This window comes from Brevundimonas sp., assembly GCF_035627475.1.
Classification (GTDB): domain Bacteria; phylum Pseudomonadota; class Alphaproteobacteria; order Caulobacterales; family Caulobacteraceae; genus Brevundimonas.
This window is the reverse complement of sequence record NZ_DASPLR010000030.1, coordinates 1-21,213: the sequence shown is the minus strand read 5'-3', so window position 1 is coordinate 21,213 and position 21,213 is coordinate 1. Positions and strand designations below refer to the sequence as shown.

Below are 21,213 nucleotides of genomic sequence, written 5' to 3'. Positions count from 1 at the left end.
CCCGGCGCGGACGGCCCGGTTCCGGCGGGGTGAACCAGAGCGGCTTCCGGCGCGTAGTGTTCGCAGACGCCTCGTCCGCAGGATCTCCCATGTCCTCGATCGTCCGCCCGACGCCCGCCCAGATCACCCGGCGCCTGATCGTTCTGGCCAGCGCCGTGTTCGCCGTGGCCGTCGGCCAGTCCCAGCAGCTGATGGGCTGGGGCCAGACGCCGGCGGAGTTCTCGGCCGACAGCGATGCGACGCTCCGGGTCGCCGGCTACGCCTTCTCGATCTGGGGCGTGATCTATCTCGGACTTCTCGCCTATGCGGTCCGTCAGGTCCTGCGTCAGACCGGCGAGAGCCTGCTGATCCACCGCTTCGGCTGGCCGTCGGTCGCGGCCTTCCTGGGCATCGGCTGGTGGGTCGTCGCGGCGGCCTTCGACTGGGAAGCGGCGACTGTGGTGCTGATCTTCGCCTCGCTCATCGCCCTGCTTCTGCCGCTGCTGCACAACGCCGACGCCATCCGGGCGCTGGGCCGGACGGAGCGGGACCGCTGGTTCGTGGTCTGGCCGCTGGCCCTGCTGGCCGGCTGGCTGACGGTCGCCGCGCCGCTGAACCTGCTCACCGTCCTGACCGGCGACGGGACCCTGCCGACCGTCCTGAGCCCCACCGCCTGGGCCATGCTGGCGATCGCCGTCGTGGCGCTCGTCGCCCTCGGCGTGACGTTCCGGCTCCGCATGATGGCCTATGCCCTGCCCATCGCCTGGGGTCTGCTGGGCGCCTTCGTCGCCGAGCAGGCGCGGAACGCCCCCCTGGCCTATGTGGCGCTGGCGGCGGCGGTGGCGGTGCTGGTCGGCGCCGTGATCCTGACCTTCCGGCTGCGGCCGGGGGTGGAAAGAATCGAACGCTAGTCCGCCGCGGGATTTTCGTGCGGATCGTGCTCCGGGTCGCCGACGTCGAACGCCCCGTCCTCGTCAAAGCCGACGCTGCCGACGCCGACCGCCGACCCGGTCAGGCGCTGCCGGCGGCTGGCCATCGCCTGCTCCGGCGCCGCCTCGTCCATCGCCCGGGTGACCTCCGGGTCGTTGGAGCGATCCATCTGCTGGTGGTCGGCCGGAGTCGGCGTGGTCTCGCTTCCGGTGCGGGCCATCAGTCGCTCTCCCCCGCGGTGTCGTCATTGGCGGCCTGTTTCGCGGCCCGTTCGGCGGCGGCGCTGGCCCCCGCGTCGTCGGCGGCGATCTCGGGCGCGTCGGGGTCTGCGGGAGTGGCGGCGGGATCGATCGGCTGGTCCGTCATGGCGGCCTCCGTTGGCTTCGTCTGACAGAATGGCGGGCCGGCGACGATGTTCCGCCGGGAACGGCTGACAGGGGCGCCGTCTGCGGCTAGAAGGCGCGGCCATGAGCGCTCCCGAAAAGACCATGGCCGAACTGGCCGCCGAATACGGCCTGGCCCCGAACGAGTATCAGGTCGTTCTCGACCGGCTGGGCCGCGAACCCAACCAGGTCGAACTCGGCGTCTTCTCGGTGATGTGGTCCGAGCACTGCTCGTACAAGTCGTCAAAGATCCACCTCGGCAAATTCCCGACCAAGGGGCCTCGCGTGATCTGCGGACCGGGCGAGAACGCCGGGGTCATCGACATCGACGACGGCGACGCCTGCATCTTCAAGATGGAGAGCCACAACCATCCGTCCTACATCGAGCCCTACCAGGGGGCGGCGACGGGCGTGGGCGGCATCATGCGCGACGTCTTCACCATGGGAGCCCGGCCCGTGGCCCTGCTCAACGCCCTGCGCTTCGGCGACCCGTCGCACGAGAAGAGCAAGCGGCTGGTCAAGGGCGTGGTCTCCGGCATCGGCGGTTACGGCAACTGCGTCGGCGTGCCGACGGTGGGCGGCGAGACCAATTTCCATCGGGGCTACAACGGCAACATCCTGGTCAACGCCATGTGCGTGGGCGTGGCCAAGGCAGATGCCCTGTTCTATTCCGCCGCCCCGGCGCCGGGGCTGTCGGTGGTCTATTTCGGATCGAAGACCGGCCGCGACGGCATCCACGGAGCGACCATGGCCTCGGCCGAGTTCGACGAGGACTCCGACGAGAAGCGCCCGACGGTGCAGGTCGGCGATCCCTTCGCCGAGAAGCTGCTGATCGAGGCGACGCTCGAGCTGATGGCCACGGGCGCGGTCGCCGCCATCCAGGACATGGGCGCGGCCGGCCTGACCTCCTCGTCGGTCGAGATGGCCGGCAAGGGCAGCGTGGGCATCGAGCTCGACCTCGACATGGTGCCCCAGCGCGAAGAGGGCATGACCGCCTACGAGATGATGCTGTCGGAAAGCCAGGAGCGCATGCTGGCGATCCTGAAGCCCGGCCGCGAGCGGGACGGCCACGCCATCTTCGAGAAGTGGGGCCTGGACGCCGCCATCATCGGCAAGACCACGGACACTGGCCGCATCGTGCTCAAGCACAAGGGCGAGACCGTGTGCGACCTGCCGCTGGCCCCGCTGAGCGACGACGCGCCCCTGTACGACCGCCCCTGGGTCGAGCCCGCGAAGCACGAGCGTCTCGATCCGGGCCAGGTGCCCGCGCCCCAGAACTGGGAAGAGGCGGTGCTCAAGGTCATGACCTGCCCCGACGTCGCCTCCAAGCGCTGGCTGTGGGAGCAATACGACCGCCACGTCATGGCCGACACCCTGGCGGACAGCGCCACCGGCCACGATGCCGGCATGGTTCGCGTGCACGGGACCCGCAAGGCGCTGGCGGTCACCAGCGACGTGACGCCCCGCTACGTCCAGAACGATCCCTACGAGGGCGGCAAGCAGGCCGTGGCCGAGGCCTGGCGCAACCTGACCGCCGTGGGCTCCGAGCCCATCGCCATCACCGACAACCTGAACTTCGGCAATCCCGAGCGGCCCGAGATCATGGGCCAGATCGTGCGCGCCATCGACGGCATGGCCGAGGCCTGCGCCGCGCTCGACTTCCCGGTCGTGAGCGGCAACGTCAGCCTCTACAACGAGACCAACGGCCAGGCCATTCCGCCGACGCCCACCGTCGGCGCGGTCGGCCTGCTGAAGGACTACGGCGCCCGCGCGGGATTCGGCCGCGTGAAGGCCGGCGACACCCTGATCCTGATCGGCGACACCCACGGCGAGCTGGGCGCCAGCCTTTACCTGCGCGAGGTGCTGGGCCGCGAGGACGGCGCCCCGCCGCCGGTGGACCTCGCCGCCGAGCGCAAGCACGGCGACTTCGTCCGCGGCCTGATCCGCGACGGCCTCGTCACCGGCGTACACGACCTGTCCGACGGCGGCCTGGTGGTCGCGGCGGCCGAGGTGGCGCTGGCGTCGAACGTCGGCGTGACGCTCAACGCCACCAGCCACGACAACGCCCACCCCTACCTCTTCGGCGAGGACCAGGGCCGCTACCTGGTCGCCGCCTCGAACCCCGACGCGGTGCTGGACGCCGCCCGGGCGGCCGGCGTGCACGCCATCGTCTGCGGCGAGGCCGCCGGCGACGCCTTCGCGAGCCGCGAACTGTTCAGCATTCCGCTGGAGACCTTGCGGGCGGCCCACGAGAGCTGGATGCCCGCCTTCATGGGAGGCAAGGCGTGACCCGCCTGATCGCGCCGATGCTCGCCGCCGTCGCGCTGGCCGGCTGCGCCAGCAACTCCGAGCCCATGCCGGCGGAAGGGGGCTGCAACGTCACCGTCGTGTTCGGCAGTTACGCCATGGGCATCGACAGCGAGACCTTCCAGCAGGTCGACGCCTGGGTCGAGCGCCGCACCGACCTCGTCCCCCACACCACCACCAGCACCTGGGGCCGCGAGGGCGAGAAGACCATGTGCCTGACCACCCTCTCGCCGGCGGCGACCCGCCAGGTCTACGCCGCCATCGAGAAGATGATCCCCCGCACCAGCCGCCGCGGCCCGGTCGAGGTGAAGGACGACACGGGCCGGTCGTTCCAGTCGAAGATGCCTGCCGAGATGGCTCGCTAGCGCCTATCCGCCTTCCTGATCGCCGCTTACAAACGTGCGAGCAGCGGAGGACAGGACGTGAAGATCGACTTCAAGGGCGCGGGCATGGACGCGGCGCGGCTGGACCGGATCCGCCCCTTCCTGGACCGCTACGTCGAGGAGGGCCGGCTGCCCTGCTGGCAGGTGGCGGTGCATCGTCACGGGCATCCGGTCTGGCGTGGCCAGGGCGGGCTCATGGATGTGGCGCGCGGCAGGCCGGTCGCGGACGACACCATCTTCCGCATCTACTCCATGACCAAGCCGGTCACCTCGGTGGCGCTGATGAGCCTGTTCGAGCAGGGCCGGTTCCAGCTGGACGACCCGGTGGCGAAGGTGTTTCCGGAGTGGGCCGGCGGCCACCGCGTCTGGACCGGTGGCGAGGGCGAGGCCATGACCTTCGAGCCGGCAAGGCGGCCGATCAGCTTCCGAGACCTGCTCAGCCACACCTCCGGCCTGACCTACGGCAAGGCCCTGGCCGACCTGGGCGTGCCGCCGGAGAACCCGACCGAGGCCTTCTATCCCGACCTGCGCGAGTACACCGACCGCTCCAAGTCGCTGGACGGCCTGATCTCGGCGCTGGGGCAGGTTCCCCTGCGCTTTCAGCCCGGCGAGCGCTGGATGTACTCCCTGGCCAGCGACGTCTGCGGCGCCCTGGTCGAGCGGATCAGCGGCCAATCCCTCGCCGAATACTTCGACGAGACCATCTTCAAGCCCCTGGGCATGAGGGACACGGCGTTCCACGTGGCGGCCGACAAGGCCGACCGCCTCGCCGCCAACTACTACCGCCACCCGAAGAAGGGCATGGTGCTGGCCGACGATCCGGCTACCAGCACCTACCTGGCCCCGCCCGTGTTCGATTCCGGCGGCGGCGGCCTGGTCGGGACCATCGACGACTACGTCCGCTTCGCGGAGATGCTGCGGCGCGGCGGCGAGCTGGACGGCCGGCGCATCCTCGGGCCGCGCACGCTCGAGCTGATGACGGGCAACCACCTGAAGGGCGGCCGCACCCTCGAGGAGATGGCCATCGGCCTGTTCTCGGAAGCCTCGTCGGCCGGCGCGGGGTTCGGGCTGGGCTTCGCCATGACCATCGATCCGGTCGCGGCGGGCACGCCGGCGACGGCGGACTTCTACTGGGGCGGCGCGGCCTCGACCTACTTCTGGGTCGATCCGGCTGACGACATCACCGTCGTCTTCATGACCCAGCTGATGCCGTCCAGCGCCTACGACCTCCGCCGGCAGCTGAAGTCGCTGGTCTACGCCGCCATCGAGGACTGAGGCTGTCGGGGGGTCAGCGGTCGCCGTCGCGGACCCAGTAGATTCGGCTGGGCGGGCTCTTCTCCCACTGCGGGCTCGCGGCGACCGCGGCGCGCACGGGCCCCTGCGCGCGGGCCAGGCACATGCCCTCCTTGACCTCCAGACCCGGCAGCGGCTCGCGCGTCACGCCCTCGGCCATGGCCTTGTCCACCTCGGCCTGCAGGGCGTCTTCGGTGAAGGCTTCCGCCGCCGCGGCATCCGCTTCGGCTTCGGCCTCGGCCTCGGCCAGGCCCTCATCCTCCGCGGCGCGGTTCACCAGCTCTTCGTCCTCGTCGCTGGCGCGATCGGTATCGTAGTCGGCGTTGGCGCCGTCCATCACCTCGGCTGTGGTGTCGTCGGCAAAGGCCAGATCATCCGCCAGGCCCTCGTCCAGCAACGGGTCGCGCACGGCCTCGGCGACGTCGTCGGCCATCGACAGCTCCTCGTCGAGTTCCGCGGCATCTTCGTCCACCCCCTCTGGCGCCTCGACAGGCTGGGGCGGCGGCGGGCCGCACTGGGCGATCCACAGCTCGGCCTCGACGATCATGCCGCCCGGATCGCGCTCCAGCGGGCGGACGCCCGCGTACATGAAGATTGCCGGCTTCTTCGGATCCAGCTCCACGGCCAGTTGCATGACCTGCGGATCTCCGCCGGCGAGCAGGTAGTTGGTGCTGGTGGGCTTGTCGTCCTTCTCCTCGATGGCCGTCGGGGTGATCACAGCCCCGCCCGCGCATTCGGGCCATTCGTCGACGGGGCGGGAAGTATCGACCTCGCAGCCGTCCTTGCGCTCGGCCCAGACGCCGGGCCTGAACTGCGGCGCCCCGCGTGCGTCCGCCGCAGTAAACAGCGGGGTCTCGGAATAGACGAGGTTGCAGCCGCCGAGGCTGATCGCGGCGGCGGCGAGAAGCAGTGTGCGTTTCATGGCGATCCCCGGACTGGCGGCGAGCGTAACGCAGTTCCGCGGGCGCGCCCATGGTGCGACGAGCAGCGGCCGACCGGTTGCCGCGACCTCGCCCTTCGACAGGCTCAGGGTGACGTCGAATGAGAGGCGCCGCCATAACCACCCAACTGACGGGGGTTCAGTAGAAATCCTCATCCTGAGCCTGTCGACCCGAAGGGAGGCGCGGAGCAGTCAAGGACGAAGGATTTCGGCCCCGCAACGCCCGCCGCGCCCCTTGACCTCCCCCACCCCTGTGACCCATGCCGCCCGCCATGCGCCTGTCCGACTTCGACTTCGACCTGCCCGACGAGAACATCGCCCTGCGCCCCGCCCCGCGCGGGACGGCCAGGCTGCTGGTGGTCAAGCCGGGCAAGGCGCTGGAGGACCGCAGCGTCGCCGACCTGGTCGACTACCTGCGCGCAGGCGACGCGCTCGTCTTCAACGACACCCGCGTCATCCCCGCCCGCCTCTCGGGCGAGCGCTTGCGCGAGGAGACGGTGGTGCACGTCGAGGCCACCCTGCACCGCCGCCTGGGACCCGACCGCTGGACCGCCTTCATGAAGCCGGGCAAGCGGCTGAAGCCCGGCGACCGCGTCCGCTTCGGCCGCGCCGCCGAGATGTGCGAGCTGTCGGGGGTTGATGCCACCATCGAGGCCAAGGGCGAGGACGGCGAGGTCGAGTTGCGCTTCGCCCTCGCCGGCGCCGTCCTCGACCAGGCGATCAGCGACCTCGGCGAGATGCCCCTGCCGCCCTACATCGCCGCCAAGAGGCCCGAGGACGAGCAGGACCGGGCCGACTACCAGACCGTCTACGCCGCCCACGACGGCTCCGTCGCGGCGCCCACCGCCGGCCTGCACTTCACCCCCGAACTGATCGCGGCGCTCGAGGCCAGGGGCGTCACAACCCACCAGGTCACCCTGCACGTCGGCGCGGGCACCTTCCTGCCGGTGAAGGTCGAGGACGTCGCCGAGCACCGCATGCACCCGGAATGGGGCGAGGTGAGCGCCGAGACCGCCGCGGCCCTCAACGCGGTCAAGGCCAACGGCGGCCGCATCGTCTGCGTCGGCACCACCTCGCTGCGCCTGCTGGAAAGCGCCGCACGCGAGGACGGCGTGATCGCGCCCTTCGCCGCCGAGACGCGCATCTTCATGACGCCCGGCTACCGCTTCCGCACCGCCGACCTGCTGATGACCAACTTCCACCTGCCGAAGTCGACCCTGTTCATGCTGGTGAGCGCCTTTGCCGGCATCGAGACGATGCGGGCGGCATACCAGCACGCCATCGCGGGGGGGTACCGGTTCTATTCGTACGGGGACAGCTCGCTGCTGTTCCGGGCGTAGGGCCGAAATCCTCGTCCTTCGACACGCTCAGCATGAGGATTTCTACTGACATCGAATTCGACCTCATCCTGAGCTTGTCGAAGGGCGAGGTCGCACCACCACGCTCGGGGGCTGGGGTTAGCCGCGAACTTCCGCTAAACCCCCCGGCCCATGGCCGCCTTTCCCTTCGAGATCTCCGCCGCTGACGGCGCCGCCCGCACCGGCGTGTTGCGCACCCCTCGCGGCGACATCCGCACGCCGGCCTTCATGCCCGTCGGCACGGCCGGCACGGTCAAGGCGCTGACCGTCGACCAGGTGAAGCAGACCGGAGCCGACATCATCCTGGGCAACACCTACCACCTGATGCTGCGTCCCGGCGCCGAGCGGGTGAAGAGGCTGGGCGGGCTCCACAACTTCATGCGCTGGAGCGGCCCGATCCTGACGGACTCCGGCGGCTTCCAGGTGATGAGCCTCTCGGGCATCTCCAAGGTCAAGGAAGACGCCGTCACCTTCGCAAGCCACATCGACGGCTCCAAATACGTCCTGTCGCCCGAGCGCTCGATCGAGATCCAGGCCGACCTGCTTGGCTCCGACATCGTCATGCAGCTGGACGAGTGTGTCTCCTGGCCGGCCGAGGAGACCCGGGCCCGCGAGGCGCTCGAGCTGTCCGCGCGCTGGGGCAAGCGGTCCAAGAACGCCTTCGGCACGCGCGGCACCCAGGCCCTGTTCGGCATTCAGCAGGGCTCGACGTATCAGCACCTGCGCCGGGAGTCGGCCGAGCGCCTGCTCGAGATCGGCTTCGACGGCTACGCCATCGGCGGCCTCGCCGTCGGCGAGGGCCACGACCAGATGATGGATACGCTGGACTTCAGCGCCGCCATGCTGCCCGCCGACCGCCCGCGCTACCTGATGGGCGTGGGCAAGCCGGTGGACCTGGTCGAGGCGGTGGCGCGCGGCGTGGACATGTTCGACTGCGTCCTGCCGACCCGCTCGGGACGCCACGGCCAGGCCTGGACCCGCGAGGGCTCCATCAATCTCAAGAACGCCCGCTTCGCCGAGGACGACGAGCCGCTGGACCCGACCAGCGCCTGCCCCGCAGGCCGCGACTACTCCAAGGCCTACCTGCACCACCTGGTGAAATGCGACGAGATTCTGGGCCAGGTCCTGCTCAGCTGGTGGAACATCGCCTTCTTCCAGCAGACCATGGCCGAGGTCCGGCTTGCGATCGCGGAGGGGCGGTTCGAGGCCTACCGGAAGGCGTTCGTGCAGGGGCAGCGGAGCAAGGGCTGAACTGCACGCGCGGCTTGGGTCCTGCCCTCCCTGGGGAGGGCCCGGCGTTCGCAAGGCGAACCCGGGGGAGGGTTTAGGGCCGCGCGCGACGCAGCGCCCTTCACCGGACCCTCTCCCGCTCCCCTTGCTGCGCAAGGGCTCGCTGGCTCTCCCAAGGGAGAGCGGGAGCCAGCCGCCGCCTACCGCCGCCGCACCGGCGCGGTCCGCGACGGTCGCGCCCGCTCCATCCGCACCTGCGTCCGCGGCACAAACCATCGCGGCGCGGCCGGCGGGTGGCAGTTCTTCTGCATGCCTACGCCCTTGAGATAGCTGCGCCGCATGGTCCCGGCGCGGATGGCGCGCTGGACGTGGCGGGAGTGTTTCTGGGCGCCGGTCAGGCGGCGCACCCACCCGCGCATGGGGATGACGTCGGTGGTCACGTTGCGCACGGCGCTCAGCGTCAGGTCGGCGGCGCCGTCGGCTGCGGCCTGGCCGCGCGTAGGGGTCGGCGGCGGCGGCTCGTCCATGTCGGGACCGAGCGCGTCGTCGAGCCGGGCCACCTCGGCCGCGATGCCCTCACACCGCTCCATGCCGTCGAGGCTGTAGGGGTTCTCCTCGGCGTCGAGCAGGATGGCCGGGATTTTCGTGCGCTTGAGGTTCAGGTCCTCCAGCGGCGCGGTGACGGCGTCGCCGATGCCGGCTCGTACGCCGACGGCGCCGCGGCCGACGTTGTCCCGCGTGCTGACCGCCGCCCGCTTGGTGCTCTGGCAGGCGGCCAAGGCGAGCGCGCCGCAGACAAGAACGATCAGACCCCGCCGCACCGGCAATTCTCCCCGCCATTCCCGTCGCTTGCCTCACCACGGAATCGCGTTTCACGCAAATGACAACGCCTTCACGGGGAACCGCTTGCGGCGCGCGGCGGGCGCCACTATGGTCCGCGCCGCTTCGGGGAGCCCCTAGCTCAGCCGGTTAGAGCATCTGACTTTTAATCAGAGGGTCCTGGGTTCGAGTCCCAGGGGGCTCACCAAGCCTTTCCGGGCCTGGTGACGTCGCCGAAGCAGTCTCCTTTCCCAGGCGCGGACTGGCGCCAGAGCCGTCGCCTGCCCTAGATGGGCGCAGGAGAGCCATGCCGTGACGGACACCGAACCCCTGACCCGCACCTGCAACATCTGCCAGCCGGCGGTGCAGCCCGCGCTGGACGAGGGACTCTCGGGCGTGGTGCGCGCGCCGGCCGTTCCGGAGCGGTTCAAGGGGCCGGCAGAGGCGCCGACCGACTACCTGTGCCCCGCCTGCTCGTCGCGGGCGCGGACGCGGACCTTCGCGTCCCTTATCTCCCAGGCGCGGGCCTTCCTGCCGTCCGAGGGCCATGCCCTGCTGGTGGCAGGCCTGCGGCATGAGCAGCGGCTGCTGCGCAAGCGCTTCGCCCGCTTGACCCACGTGTCGCTGCAGGGCGACCTGGGCGACCCGGGCTGTATCGTCGGGACAGACATCCGCGCCATGCCCGACGCGCCCTCCGGCGCCTTCGACCTGGCGGCCGCGTCGGCGGTGCTGGACCACGTGCCGGAGCTGGACCGGGCCTTTGCGGAGATCCAGCGGGTGCTGAAGCCCGGCGGCGTGTTCGTCTTCCACATCGCGCCGGGCCACATCCTGTACGACCCCGCCGCGACCGTGCGCGTGCGCCCGCCGCGCGAGACCGCGGCCGGAGTGGAGCCCGCCCTGCCGACCTGCAGCTTCGGCCGCGGCTTCATCGAGGCGTCGGCGCGGGCGGCCGGGTTCGAGGTCCAGGCCCACGACCTGCGCGATCCGGTCAGCGACCTCGTCGTCGGCTGGTGGCTGGCGCGCAAGCCGCTGGCGGTCAGCTGATCTTGTCCGGCAGGCGCCGGGCCATGAACCAGGTGAAGCGCAGCTCGCTGGCGGAGTCCTGCAGCGGGTAGTCGTCGATGGCGAAGCCGGTGCGACGGGCCGTCAGCTTGATCCAGTCGCGGCCGAACACGCAGTTCGGAATGCCGGTCTGACCGCCCTGCTGCGGCGCATAGGCCTCGTGGGCCAGGGCGTTGTGGTGGGTCACGCGCACCGTCGCCCTGGGGTCATCGACCACCCGGTAGGGCTGGATGTAGAACAGGAACACGCCGCCGGGCTTGAGCACCCGGGCGACCTCGCGCAGGGCCTTGTCCAGCTCCGGCACATAGTCGAGCACGCCCGCTGCGATCGCCGCGTCGAAGCGGCCGGTCTCCACCTGGTGCATGTCGCGGATGTCGACGCCGAGGATGCAGTTGGGGTCGTCGTGGTCGCCCACAAGGGAGACGTGCACCACCTCGCGGAAGGTCTTCGCCAGGAACCGCTGCTCCTGCTTGTTGCCGGAGACCAGCAGCAGCGATCCGTCCGTGGGCAGGAACCCGCGCGCCTGGGCCAGCAGGGTGTGCAGGGCGCGGATGCGGCCGCGGGACTTGCACACCGGGCAGACGTACTCCTCGCGCACGCCGCCGCGAACCTGATAGCCCTCGGGATCGCCCTCCCGGCGCACCTCTTCCGGGAAGCCCTCGGCGATGCGCTGCTCGGCGCCCGGTGCGCAGATATTGCAGCCGCCGTCGGGCGCCTCGGCCGGGGAGGGCGAGCGGGTGCGGAATTTCAGCTCCCACCGCGCCGTTCGGCAGCCGTAGCCGGCGAAACCGCTGTCGTCGAAGGAGAAGAACACCCCGTCCACGGCCATGCGGCTGCACACCGAACGGGTGAAGGCGGACGCCGCGCCGTCGGGGCTCTCGATCGCCGGCAGCGGGATGACCGAGCGCCAGTCCTCGGTCAGGAACACCTCGGCCCTGTCGGTGTCGTGCTTGGCCTGGGCGATCGCCAGGCCGAAGCGGTCGTCGATGCGCACGTAGGATCGCATCTCGTTGGGCCCGAGCGGCAGCACGGCGCGGATGCGGGTAGGCTCGGCCCGGTCGGCGACGACCAGCCCGGCCTGTCCGCGCTCCAGCAGGTCGTCCGTGGGCCAGCAGACCACGTCCGGCTCGAAGATCACGGCCGTGTAGCGCAGCAGCTGGCGGGCCCGGCGCGGTGCGATGATCCCCGGCGGAGCGACCGGAGCGGGCGCCTCGGTCCATCTGTCGCCCTCGTCATCGGAGATCCAGACGCGGCAGTGGGTGAAGTGGTCGCCCGTGGATACGATCCAGCGGCCGGGCTGATGCGGATCGGCCTGGCAGGTGTGGAAGTGGCGGGCGTCGGCGTCTTCGCGTGCGCCGGTCATGCCGCGGATTTCCAGCGCCGTGTCCCAGTTTCGCCCGCCGTCCTTCGAGCGCCAGACGTGCAGGCGCTCGGTCGCGGAGGCGTACTCGGCGTACATCACCACCCCGGCTGCGGACTGATCGACCGACCAGGTCCCGTGCCAGTTGTGGGCGCCGGTCTCGCAGGGAGAGATCAGGTTGAAGTCGGGATCGACCAGGAAGGTGGCGGCCGGCTCCTGGGTCTGCACCACCCGGTTGCCGTCCTCCAGGGTGAAGCAGCGGTAGACCGTCGACGGCGCCCATCCCTCGACCCGCACCGCCGCCCAGGTCTCGCCCAGGTTGGTGGAGCGGTACACGTCCGGTCCAAAGGCCGCGATCACCTCGCGGCTGACCGTATTTCGGACGGGCGAGCTGGGGTGTTCGAGGAAGACCGCCCGGCGGTGCAGGCCCTGCCCGGCGTCGGCCGCGGGTGTCAGGTTCAAGGTGACGGTCGTCGCCATGCCGCCCTCCCCGCCAAGGCCGCGGCCCGAACGGACATCGCCGGGCGCCTCAGGGCGGGGTAGCGGCGGCGCCGACCTGCGTCAACGCCGCCGCCCGATCCTGATCCCGGGGGAGATCAGGCGAACAGGAAATCCGCCGCGTCGATGTCGGCCTGGGCCACCCCCTCCAGCGTCAGGGTCGAGCCGTCGGGGAAGGTGACCACCGCCCAGCCCTCGCTGCTGGTCGACAGCGCCAGGTCGGAAAAGTCTTCCGCCCCGGCGAAGCCGCTGACGGCGATCAGGTCGAGCCCGTTCTCGAAGTCGGTGACCACGTCGTCGCCGAAGCCCTCGTTGGTGACCTTGAAGAAGTCGCCGCCGGCGCCCCCGGTGAGGGTGTCGTCGCCGAGTTCGCCGATCAGCTTGTCGCGCCCGCTCCCGCCGATCAGCACGTCGTCGCCGATGCCGCCGTTCAGGGTGTCGTTGCCCCCGGCCCCGTCCAGGGTGTCCGCGCCCTGGTAGCCCGCCGCCCAGTCCACGCCGGCCCAGCCGACGAAGCTGTCGTCGAAGCCGCTGAGACGGAACCGCTCGACGGAGTTGAAGGTGTCGCCGGCCGCCTCGCCGGTGTGCACGTTAGTGCTCAGGTTGACGCCGACCGCAGCGACATAGGAGGCGTAGTCCGTCCCGTCGCCGCCGTTCATCTGGTCGGCGCCGACGCCGCCCTCCAGCACGTCGTTGCCGTCCTCGCCGTTCAGGACGTCGTGGCCGCCCTGGCCGCGCAACCAGTCGGCGCCGCCGGCGCCCGAGAGGGAGTCGCTGCCGTGGCCGCCCTGGGCTTCGTCGCCGTCGGCGGCGCCGACGAAGGTGTCGGCCTGGCCGGACAGCAGCCAGAACTCGACGTCCTCGAAGGTGTCGCCCGCGGCGTCGCCGGTGTGCACGCCGGTCGTGAGGTTGATGCTCACGGCCGAGGCGGCGCCGGCGTAGCTGGCCCCGTCCTTGCCCGCGCCGCCGCGGATCGTGTCCGCCCCGGCGCCGCCTTCCAGCACGTCGTTGCCGGCGTCGCCGTTCAGGGTGTCGTCGCCCGCCTCGCCGTACAGCCGGTCGATGGCAGCGCCGCCGCTGAGCGTGTCTGCGCCGTCGCCGCCGTAGACGTAGTCGGAGCGGCCCGCGCCGACGAAGCTGTCGGCGTGGCTGGACAGCTGCCAGCGCTCGATGGAGCTGAATGTATCGCCGGCCGCGTCGCCGGTGTGCGTACCAGTCGCCAGGTTCAGGCCCACCGCGCCGGCCGCGCCCTCGTAGCTGGCCCAGTCGCGGCCGAGCCCGCCGGCCAGGCTGTCGGCGCCCGTGCCGCCGTTCAGTACGTCGTCGCCCTCGTCGCCGAACAGTTGGTCGTTGCCGGCATTGCCCAGGAGGATGTCGTTCCCGGCCAGACCGTGGACGATGTCGTTCCCGGCCAGGGCGTCGATCTCGTCGGCCCCGGCCGTGCCTTCGAGCACGTCGGCGCCGGGCGTGGGCCCAGGCGGCGGGGCTTCGGGGGTGAAGCCGTCGACGTACAGTTTCCCGCCTTCGCCGGGGTAGACCAGGGCCACCGAGCCGTCCGCCAGCAGGGCGTACTCGACATCCTCGCCCACGGCCGCCGACGCGCCTTCGCTGATCACGATCTCGCCGGAGGTCGGATTGCCGTTCTCGTCGAAGTAGCGGATCACGTGCTGCTTGTTGATCACGTCGACGGAAGCCGTCCAGCCGAGGACGAAGCCGCCGTCCGGCAGGGCGATGATCTCGGCCCGGGACTGGTTCCAGGCAGTGGTTTCGTTGGCGATGAAGTCGTCGCCGACGGGATTTCCCGCGGCGTCGTACACCCGCGCGCGCACCTCGAAGGTGCTCTGGTCCGTCGAGTCGCCCTCGACGTCCTCCACGTCGTTCCAGATCACCACGAAGCCGCCGCCGGCGAGTTCCTGCACCCGCGGCTCCACCATGATCTTGTCGGACAGGAAGAAGGGCGCGCGCTGGGTCGAGTTGATCTGGAAGGGTGAGCCTTCCGGCTGGCCGTCGGCGCCGAAGGCCTGGCCGTACAGCTGCTCGTCGTCGCGGTCGACGTAGACGATCATGCCGCCGTCGTTCCAGCTGTTCATCGAGAAATCGAGGTAGGCGAAGGCGTCGGGGATGTACTCCGCGCCGGGCATGGGGATGCGGGGGCCGATCTCGCTGAGATCCGGACTGATGATCTGCACGTTCATGACCACGGGGAAGCCGAACTGGTTCGTGACCATGGCGATGTCGCCGCTGTCCAGCAGCACCACGTCATGAATGTTGTCGTAGGCCTGGTCGTTGATGAGCACGGGCGCGGACGCCTGGCCGGTGTCGCCGTCGATGGTGACGGCGAACACGTCGGTGAAGGTCACGTAGAACACCACGAGGTCGCCGTTGGGCAGGCTGACGGCCTCGGGACCCGCGGCGTTGCCGAAGGCGATCGGCGCCACCTGGATCGCCTCGCTGACGGGTTCGCCCTCCAGGTCATAGCGCTGGGCGAAGATGCCGGAGCCCGTCCCTTCGGTGCGGTTGAAGACCACCCAGAAGCCGTCAGCGGCGGCGATGATCTCGCCATAGCTGTCGGACTGGCCGGCGGGCGGCGTGGTGATCGGGGTGGCGGTCGTGGGGACGGACATGGCGGCCTCTCGCAGAACGATGTTGCGCGGAGCCTAGGCGAGCTCCTCGGAGGTCACGACTGACAAAGGCCGTATGCAATTCGAGGCGGGATGGGCCGTTAACCTTCACGCCCTGATTTCGCCCCCTGACGCCTGCATTTCCCGGGATGATTTTCGAACCCACCTCGGCCGTTTCGCGTTAAGTGCTCCGTAGGGCGCGCGGGATACCCGAGGGAGGGAGCCGCGCGCGATCTGGGGAAGGTGCTTGGGACGCATTCGCTTCGTGCTCGCCGGCCTGGCGGCGTTGGGCGTGGTCTGCGCCTCCGCGCGGGCGCACGCGGCGCCGAAGGCCGTGGTCGAGGGCGTGGAGGACGCCGACCTGCGCGGGCGCATCGAGCGCGCCATCGGCGAGACCGACGACCCCGCAGAGACCCGCTTCCAGGCCCGCCGCCGCGCCGCCGCGGCGGCCGAGGACGCCATCGCGGCGCTGCGTTCCGAGGGCTACTACGCCTATGAGGTGGAGCCGGACGTCAGCGATGGCGATCCTCCCCAGGCGATCGTGCGCATCACGCCCGGCCAGAGGTTCCTCGTCGACGACCCGACGGTGGAGTGGATCGCCACCGCACCGGATGAACCGTCGGCCAATGCGGCCAGGGCGGCGCTCAAGCTCGAACCGGGCGAACCCGGCCGGGCAGCCGACGTGCTGGCGGCCGAGGGCCGCGCCGTCGCCGCCCTCACCGTCCGCGGCTACGCCGACGCCCGCGCCGCCGACCGCAGGGTCGTGGTCGACCACGCCGACAGCACGGTCCGGCCCACCTACCAGATCGACGCGGGGTCCCTGGTGCGCATGGACGGCATCCAGCTGAGCACCGAGGGCCGTACCCGCACGCGCTACGTCCAGCGGCTGGCCCCCTGGCGCGAGGGCGAGGTCTATGACCCCGAGGACGTGGCCGAGCTGGAGCGCCGGCTGCTGGACACCCAGGTCTACGACTCGGTGACCGTCGCCCTGGCGCCCAAGGAACAGACCACGCCCGACGGGCTGCGACCGGTGGTCGTCAGCCTGGCGGACCGGCCGAAGACCACCCTCGAGGCGGGCGCCAGCTATTCCACCAGCGAGGGCGCCGGCGTCGACCTGATCTGGAACCGCTTCAACCGGCTCGGCCGCGCCGACACCCTGACGCTGGAGGCGCACCTCGCCGAGATCCAGCAGCGGGCCGTCGCCCGCCTGTCCCTGCCCCACTGGCGCAAGCCGGCGCAGACGCTGGTGCTGTCGACCGAGTTCATCCGCGAGCTCACCGACGCCTACGATCGCGAGGCGCTGCTGCTGCGGGCCGACCTGAAGCAGCGGATCGGCAAGACCTCCTACCTCAGCTACGGCGCCCTCGTGGACCTGGGCACATCGGCCGAGCTGGAGATCGATCCGGTCACCCTCCTGCCCGCCAAGCTGGAGCGCGACATCGCCGTGATCTCCGTCCCGGCCAGCCTGGCGCTGGACTATTCCGACGACCCGCTCGATCCCAAGCGCGGCTGGCGCGTGTCCGCCGACGTGCAGCCCGCCTACGCGCTCGGCGACGAGAACCTGTGGTTCGCCCGCGCCCAGGCCCAGGGCTCGATCTACCTGCCGCTCGACAGCGGCGGCCGCACGGTCGCGGCCGGCCGGCTGCGCATGGGCGCGATCCTGAACGGCCGGGTGCCCGAGGTGCCGCCGGCCTACCGCTTCTATTCCGGCGGCGGCGGCTCGGTGCGCGGCTACGAGTATCAGGGCATCGGTCCCCGCCTGCCCGGCAGCGACCGTCCGCTGGGGGGGGTGTCGCTGGTGGAGACCTCGGTCGAGCTTCGGCGCGAGCTGTTCGGGAACTGGGGTGCGGCGGTCTTCGTCGACGGCGGCTCCGTCGGCACCGAGGCGATCCCCGACTTCTCCATTGTACGCTTCGCGGTGGGCGCCGGCGTCCGCTACAAGCTTCCCTTCGGCCCCATTCGCGCCGACGTCGCCTTCCCGCTGGACCGCAGCAACGACCAGGCGGCGTTCCAGGTCTACGTGAGTCTCGGACAAGCCTTTTGACCGACGAACCCGTCACGCCTCCGGAGACGACGACGCCCGAGGTCAAGGCGCGGCGGCGGCGCAGCCTGGCGTTCTGGCTGCTCATGGCGGCGACCGCGGCGCTGGTCCTGGTGATCGTGGCTCTGGGGGTGGGGCGCTACGGCGTGCTGTCGCCGGCGGGACGGGACCTGGTCTCCACCTTCGTCAACGGCAAGAAGCTGGGGCGCTACGGCCGGATCAACGTCTACGGCCTGAAGGGCGACCTGTGGGACAGGTTCTCGCTGGACCGGGTCACCGTCACCGACGCGAAGGGCGTCTGGCTCGACGCCCGGGACGTGCGGGTGGACTGGACCTACACGGCCCTGGTGCAGCGGCGGTTCCACGCCGACATGGTCTCGGCCCGGACGGTTCGGCTGCTGCGCCGGCCGCAGATCGATCCGCAGATCGAGCCGCCCAAGCCGATGCCGCTGTCGATCGATATCGACCGCTTCTTCGTCCAGGTCGAGCTGATGGAGGGCTTCAGCAAGGAGTACGGCCGCTGGGCCGTGACGGGCGAGGCCGACATCGCCCGCGCCGGCGCCAAGGCGGCCAAGGTCAAGGCCATCAGCCTCAGCCGGCCGGGTGACTATCTCTCCGCCGACGCGGTGCTGGCGACGCGCAAGGCGCCCCGCGTGAACCTCGTAGCGTTCGAGCGCCGCGGCGGTCCGCTTGCGGGCGCTCTGGGCTACTCCCCCGACCGCCCCTTCGTCGCCGCCGTCCGGTCGGCCGGCGAGGAGGGCGCCGGCGTCTTCGGGGCGGTGGTGCGCACCGGAACCTTCGAGCCCCTGCGCGCAGGCGGAACCTGGGGCAAGGAAAACGCCCGGGCCTCGGGCTATGTCTCCTTCGCCGGATCCGACCTGTTCGACGGCCTGGCGCGCCGTTTCGGCACGGAAGCCGCCTTCGGCCTGGCGGCCCGCAAGGCGCGGGGCGACGATTTCGGGCTTGGCGTCGTGTTCCGCTCCGACAACCTGTCGGCCCGGGCGCGCGGACTGGTCAGCCGCAAGACCATGCGTTCGGTCGGACCCATGCCGGTGGACTTCACCACCGCTTCGGCCACCCAGCTGGCCGGGCTCACCGTCGGCGGCGCGGGCGCGTTCGAGGGCGAGTGGTCCGGCGATCCCCGGCGCTGGCGGCTGCGCGGCAACGCCCGTCTGGAGCAGCCGCAACTGGTGGGCGTGAAGCTCGCGCGCCTGTCCGGGCCCGTCGACCTCGTCCAGAACCGGGGCCGCTGGGACATCGATGGCGATCTCGACGGCGTTGGGGCTGGCGGCCCCGGCGTGATCCCGCGCCTGCTGGGCGCGCGCCCCGAGGCCCACGTAGAGGTGGCCCGGCTGACCGACGGACGGTGGCTGTTCGAGCGATTGCAGATCGACGGCGCCGCCGGTCGGGTTGACGGGACCGGGAGCCGGGGCCTGACCGGGGGGCTGTCGTTCCGGGGCAAGGCGGACCTGACGAACATCGCCGTGATGCGCAAGGGCGCTCGCGGCGCGCTCGGCGGGACCTTCGACGCCAGCCAGTCCCGCTCGGGGCAGCCCTGGACCATCAGCTTCGACGCGCGCGGCCGAAAGTTCGCGTCGGGCCTGGCCCAGCTCGACCGGCTGCTCGGTCCAGAGCCGCGGCTGCAGGCCTCGGGCGCCTACCAGTCCGGAACGACCTCGATCCGCGAGGCCGTGCTGAACGGCAAGGCGGGGCGCATGTCGGCCAAGGGCCTGCTGGAGCCCGGAGGACGCATGCGTCTGGCGCTGGACTGGACGGCCAGGGGGCCGTTCCAGGCGGGGCCGGTGGAGATCGCCGGCGACGCCAGCGGCTCGGGCGCCCTGACCGGGACCTTCAGCGAGCCGCGCGCCGATCTGAAGGCGAAGTTCGCCGAGATCGACGTCGGTCCGATGACGCTGACCCAGGCCGACGTGACGCTCAGCTTCACGCGCCAGAACCGGGCCTATGACGGCCGGATCGCCGTCACCTCCGGCAGCAACTACGGTCCGGCCGAGGCGCGCTCGGCCTTCCGCTTCATCGGCGACGGGGTGCGGTTGGATGAGCTGTTCGTCGACGCCGGCGGGCTGAACGCGCGCGGGTCTCTGGCCCTCCAGGGCCGCAACCCGTCCAGCGCCGACCTGACCTTCATGGCCAGCGCCGGCGCCTTCGTGGAGTCCGGGTTCGCAGCCGGGCGGGTCCGCCTGACCGACGGCCCCTCCAACGCCGAGGCGATCATCGACGTCACCGGCGAGAACCTGCGCTTCCGGGGCTCGGACTACCTGTTCCGGGCGCTGCGCCTCAGCGGCCGGGGCACCCTGTCGCGGCTTCCCTTCATCGTCTCGGCCAACGTCGCCGGCGCCATGCCGGTCAAGTTCGAGGGACAGGGCGTCTACGCGCGTCAGGACACGGGCCACACCGTCAGCCTGAGCGGCGACGGCCAGCTGCGGCGGGCAGTCTTCCGCACCCTCCAGCCGGCGGTCGTCAGCCTTTCCGGCGAAAACCGCACCGCGCACCTCGACCTCGGCTTCGGCAATGGCCGCCTGCTGGCCGACGCGCGCCAGACCGCCGCCGGCTTCGACGCCCGGGCAGACCTGACGGGTGTGGACCTCGGCGCCATCGGCGAAGACTTCGCCGGCCGCATCAACGGGGTGCTGGTGATGTCGGGCCGGGGCGAGCGCCTCGCCGGCTCGCTGGACGCCACGCTCGAGGATGCTCGCAGCACCGATGGCCCGCGCAACCTGGCGGTGGACGGCTCCATCCGGGCGCAGCTGACCGACAACCAGCTGCGCGTCGTCGCGGCGGCCTTCGACGAGGGCGGGGTGCGCGCCGACACCACCCTGGTCCTGCCGGTGGAGGCCTCGGCCGCGCCGCTCCGGCTGGCGGTGGTGCGCAACCGGCCGATGTCGGGCGAATTCTCGGTCAAGGGCGAGATCAAGCCGGTGTGGGACCTGGTCCTCGGCGGCGACCAGAGCCTCGGCGGTCAGGTCGACGCCAATGGCCGGCTGTCGGGCACCCTGAATGACCCCCTGATCCAGGGCGGGGCCGCCGTGGCCAACGGCCGTTTCGACGACGCCAGTTCGGGCGTCGCGCTGCGCGCCCTGACCCTGGACGCCACCTTCGAGCGCAACGTCGCCGTCATCCGCCAGTTCAGCGCCAACGACGGCCGCAGCGGAACGCCGGGCACGGTCACCGGCCAGGGACGGCTGGAGTTCCGCAGCGGCGGCGCCTCCAGCTTCGACCTGACGCTCGACCGCTTCGAGGTGATCGATAACGACATCGCCACGGCCCGCGCCAGCGGTCCGGTGCGCATGGAGCGCGCCGCCGACGGCCGCATCCGCCTCACCGGCGACCTGCTGGTGAACAGCGCCGAAATCGCGCCGAACCCGCCCACGCCCACCGGCGTCGTGCGGATGGACGTGGTGGAGATCAACCGTCCGATCCGGGAGGACTCCTTCGCCACCCGCACCCGCCCCCGGGGTCCGGGCATCGCCCTGGACATCAAGCTGCGCGCGCCGCGCAACGTGATCATCAGCGGGCGCGGCCTGGACGTGGACATGTCGGTGAACGCCCACGTCACGGGCACGACCGCCAACCCCGTCCTGACCGGCCAGGCCAGGATCGTGCGCGGCGACTACGAGTTCGCCGGCAAGCGCTTCATCTTCGACGACACCGGCGGCGTGACGCTGAGCACCCGGCCCGAGGACATCCGGCTGGACCTGCGGGCCGTGCGCGAGGACCCGTCGCTGACCGCGGTGATCCGGGTGACCGGCACGGCGGCGCGGCCGCAGCTGACCCTTACCTCCCAGCCGGTCCTGCCCCAGGACGAGATCCTGGCCCAGATCCTGTTCGGCCGCTCGGCCTCCCAGCTGTCGGGGGTGGAGGCGGCGCAGCTGGCCTCAAGCGTGGCCTCGGTCGCCGGCGGCGGCGGTTTCGACGTGATCGGCAACCTGCGCGAACTGGCGGGCCTGGATCGCCTGGCCTTCGGCAGCGACGAATACGGCATGACCGTCGC

General features: G+C 71.2%; 15 protein-coding genes and 1 tRNA gene. 10 read left to right on the top strand and 6 right to left on the bottom strand.

Annotated elements, in window-relative coordinates:
* The first annotated feature begins 89 nt into the window (after positions 1 to 89).
* Positions 90 to 890 carry a hypothetical protein gene (locus VEA62_RS07925; RefSeq protein WP_324820337.1) on the top strand — a complete coding sequence of 267 codons (801 nt, stop codon included), beginning with the start codon at positions 90 to 92 and terminating at the stop codon, positions 888 to 890.
* Here the strand turns inward: VEA62_RS07925 and VEA62_RS07920 are convergent.
* Together VEA62_RS07920 and VEA62_RS07915 are read right to left on the bottom strand one after the other, a co-directional pair.
* Positions 887 to 1,129, bottom strand: a complete 243-nt coding sequence (locus VEA62_RS07920; RefSeq protein WP_324820335.1) for a Tat pathway signal protein — start codon at positions 1,127 to 1,129, stop codon at positions 887 to 889. The two genes, VEA62_RS07925 and VEA62_RS07920, sit on opposite strands and share 4 nt — an antisense overlap.
* Entirely contained in the window at positions 1,129 to 1,275 is a 147-nt protein-coding gene (locus VEA62_RS07915; protein WP_324820334.1) for a hypothetical protein, read from the bottom strand. Before VEA62_RS07915 ends, VEA62_RS07920 begins: the two co-directional genes overlap by 1 nt.
* Before the next feature lie 101 nt (positions 1,276 to 1,376).
* Here VEA62_RS07915 and purL point away from each other — a divergent pair, with 101 nt between their 5' ends.
* From purL to VEA62_RS07900, 3 genes are read left to right on the top strand one after another with little or no spacing between them, the layout of a single operon-like run.
* The gene (gene purL, locus VEA62_RS07910) at positions 1,377 to 3,581 is read left to right on the top strand and encodes a phosphoribosylformylglycinamidine synthase subunit PurL (protein WP_324820332.1); all 2,205 of its coding nucleotides are present in this window, start codon (positions 1,377 to 1,379) and stop codon (positions 3,579 to 3,581) included.
* Entirely contained in the window at positions 3,578 to 3,964 is a 387-nt protein-coding gene (locus VEA62_RS07905) for a hypothetical protein (protein WP_324820330.1), read from the top strand. Before purL ends, VEA62_RS07905 begins: the two co-directional genes overlap by 4 nt.
* 57 nt (positions 3,965 to 4,021) lie before the next feature.
* Positions 4,022 to 5,257 carry a serine hydrolase domain-containing protein gene (locus tag VEA62_RS07900; protein ID WP_324820328.1) on the top strand — a complete coding sequence of 412 codons (1,236 nt, stop codon included), beginning with the start codon at positions 4,022 to 4,024 and terminating at the stop codon, positions 5,255 to 5,257.
* 13 nt (positions 5,258 to 5,270) lie between these two features.
* Here VEA62_RS07900 and VEA62_RS07895 read toward each other — a convergent pair whose 3' ends face one another.
* Positions 5,271 to 6,197, bottom strand: coding sequence for a hypothetical protein (locus VEA62_RS07895; protein ID WP_324820326.1), 927 nt, complete (start codon positions 6,195 to 6,197; stop codon positions 5,271 to 5,273).
* A gap of 290 nt (positions 6,198 to 6,487) precedes the next feature.
* Here VEA62_RS07895 and queA point away from each other — a divergent pair, with 290 nt between their 5' ends.
* Both queA and tgt read left to right on the top strand, forming a co-directional pair.
* Complete coding sequence (queA, locus tag VEA62_RS07890) at positions 6,488 to 7,555, top strand: tRNA preQ1(34) S-adenosylmethionine ribosyltransferase-isomerase QueA (RefSeq protein WP_324820323.1); 1,068 nt, start codon at positions 6,488 to 6,490, stop codon at positions 7,553 to 7,555.
* A 150-nt stretch (positions 7,556 to 7,705) separates the two neighbouring features.
* Positions 7,706 to 8,824, top strand: a complete 1,119-nt coding sequence (gene tgt / locus VEA62_RS07885; RefSeq protein ID WP_324820321.1) for a tRNA guanosine(34) transglycosylase Tgt — start codon at positions 7,706 to 7,708, stop codon at positions 8,822 to 8,824.
* A 179-nt stretch (positions 8,825 to 9,003) separates the two neighbouring features.
* On the opposite strand, the gene VEA62_RS07880 is transcribed toward tgt, so the two are convergent.
* A complete protein-coding gene (locus VEA62_RS07880) occupies positions 9,004 to 9,624 on the bottom strand; it encodes a hypothetical protein (protein WP_324820319.1) in 621 nt (206 codons plus the stop codon).
* Positions 9,625 to 9,753: 129 nt separating this feature from the next.
* On the opposite strand from VEA62_RS07880, the gene VEA62_RS07875 reads away from it, so the two are divergent.
* Positions 9,754 to 9,830: transfer RNA gene (locus tag VEA62_RS07875), tRNA-Lys, on the top strand.
* Between the two features lie 104 nt (positions 9,831 to 9,934).
* Entirely contained in the window at positions 9,935 to 10,666 is a 732-nt protein-coding gene (locus VEA62_RS07870; RefSeq protein WP_324820317.1) for a class I SAM-dependent methyltransferase, read from the top strand.
* On the opposite strand, the gene VEA62_RS07865 is transcribed toward VEA62_RS07870, so the two are convergent.
* On the bottom strand, positions 10,659 to 12,524 hold the full coding sequence (locus tag VEA62_RS07865; protein WP_324820315.1) for a methyltransferase domain-containing protein: 1,866 nt from the start codon (positions 12,522 to 12,524) through the stop codon (positions 10,659 to 10,661). The two genes, VEA62_RS07870 and VEA62_RS07865, sit on opposite strands and share 8 nt — an antisense overlap.
* 116 nt (positions 12,525 to 12,640) lie before the next feature.
* Positions 12,641 to 15,166 (bottom strand): calcium-binding protein, encoded by a 2,526-nt coding sequence (locus VEA62_RS07860; RefSeq protein ID WP_324820313.1) that lies wholly within the window; start codon positions 15,164 to 15,166, stop codon positions 12,641 to 12,643.
* Positions 15,167 to 15,410: 244 nt separating this feature from the next.
* Here VEA62_RS07860 and VEA62_RS07855 point away from each other — a divergent pair, with 244 nt between their 5' ends.
* Complete coding sequence (locus tag VEA62_RS07855; RefSeq protein ID WP_324820311.1) at positions 15,411 to 17,207, top strand: autotransporter assembly complex family protein; 1,797 nt, start codon at positions 15,411 to 15,413, stop codon at positions 17,205 to 17,207.
* The coding region (locus VEA62_RS07850) for a translocation/assembly module TamB domain-containing protein (protein WP_324820310.1) at positions 17,204 to 21,213 on the top strand (4,010 nt) is incomplete at its 3' end. The genes VEA62_RS07855 and VEA62_RS07850, both read left to right, overlap by 4 nt.

Coding starts and splice junctions, on each gene's coding strand:
- VEA62_RS07925 (WP_324820337.1), top strand. CDS start 90: ATGTCCTCGATCGTCCGCCCGACGCCCGCCCAGATCACCCGGCGCCTG.
- VEA62_RS07920 (WP_324820335.1), bottom strand. CDS start 1,129: ATGGCCCGCACCGGAAGCGAGACCACGCCGACTCCGGCCGACCACCAG.
- VEA62_RS07915 (WP_324820334.1), bottom strand. CDS start 1,275: ATGACGGACCAGCCGATCGATCCCGCCGCCACTCCCGCAGACCCCGAC.
- purL (WP_324820332.1), top strand. CDS start 1,377: ATGAGCGCTCCCGAAAAGACCATGGCCGAACTGGCCGCCGAATACGGC.
- VEA62_RS07895 (WP_324820326.1), bottom strand. CDS start 6,197: ATGAAACGCACACTGCTTCTCGCCGCCGCCGCGATCAGCCTCGGCGGC.
- queA (WP_324820323.1), top strand. CDS start 6,488: ATGCGCCTGTCCGACTTCGACTTCGACCTGCCCGACGAGAACATCGCC.
- tgt (WP_324820321.1), top strand. CDS start 7,706: ATGGCCGCCTTTCCCTTCGAGATCTCCGCCGCTGACGGCGCCGCCCGC.
- VEA62_RS07865 (WP_324820315.1), bottom strand. CDS start 12,524: ATGGCGACGACCGTCACCTTGAACCTGACACCCGCGGCCGACGCCGGG.
- VEA62_RS07860 (WP_324820313.1), bottom strand. CDS start 15,166: ATGTCCGTCCCCACGACCGCCACCCCGATCACCACGCCGCCCGCCGGC.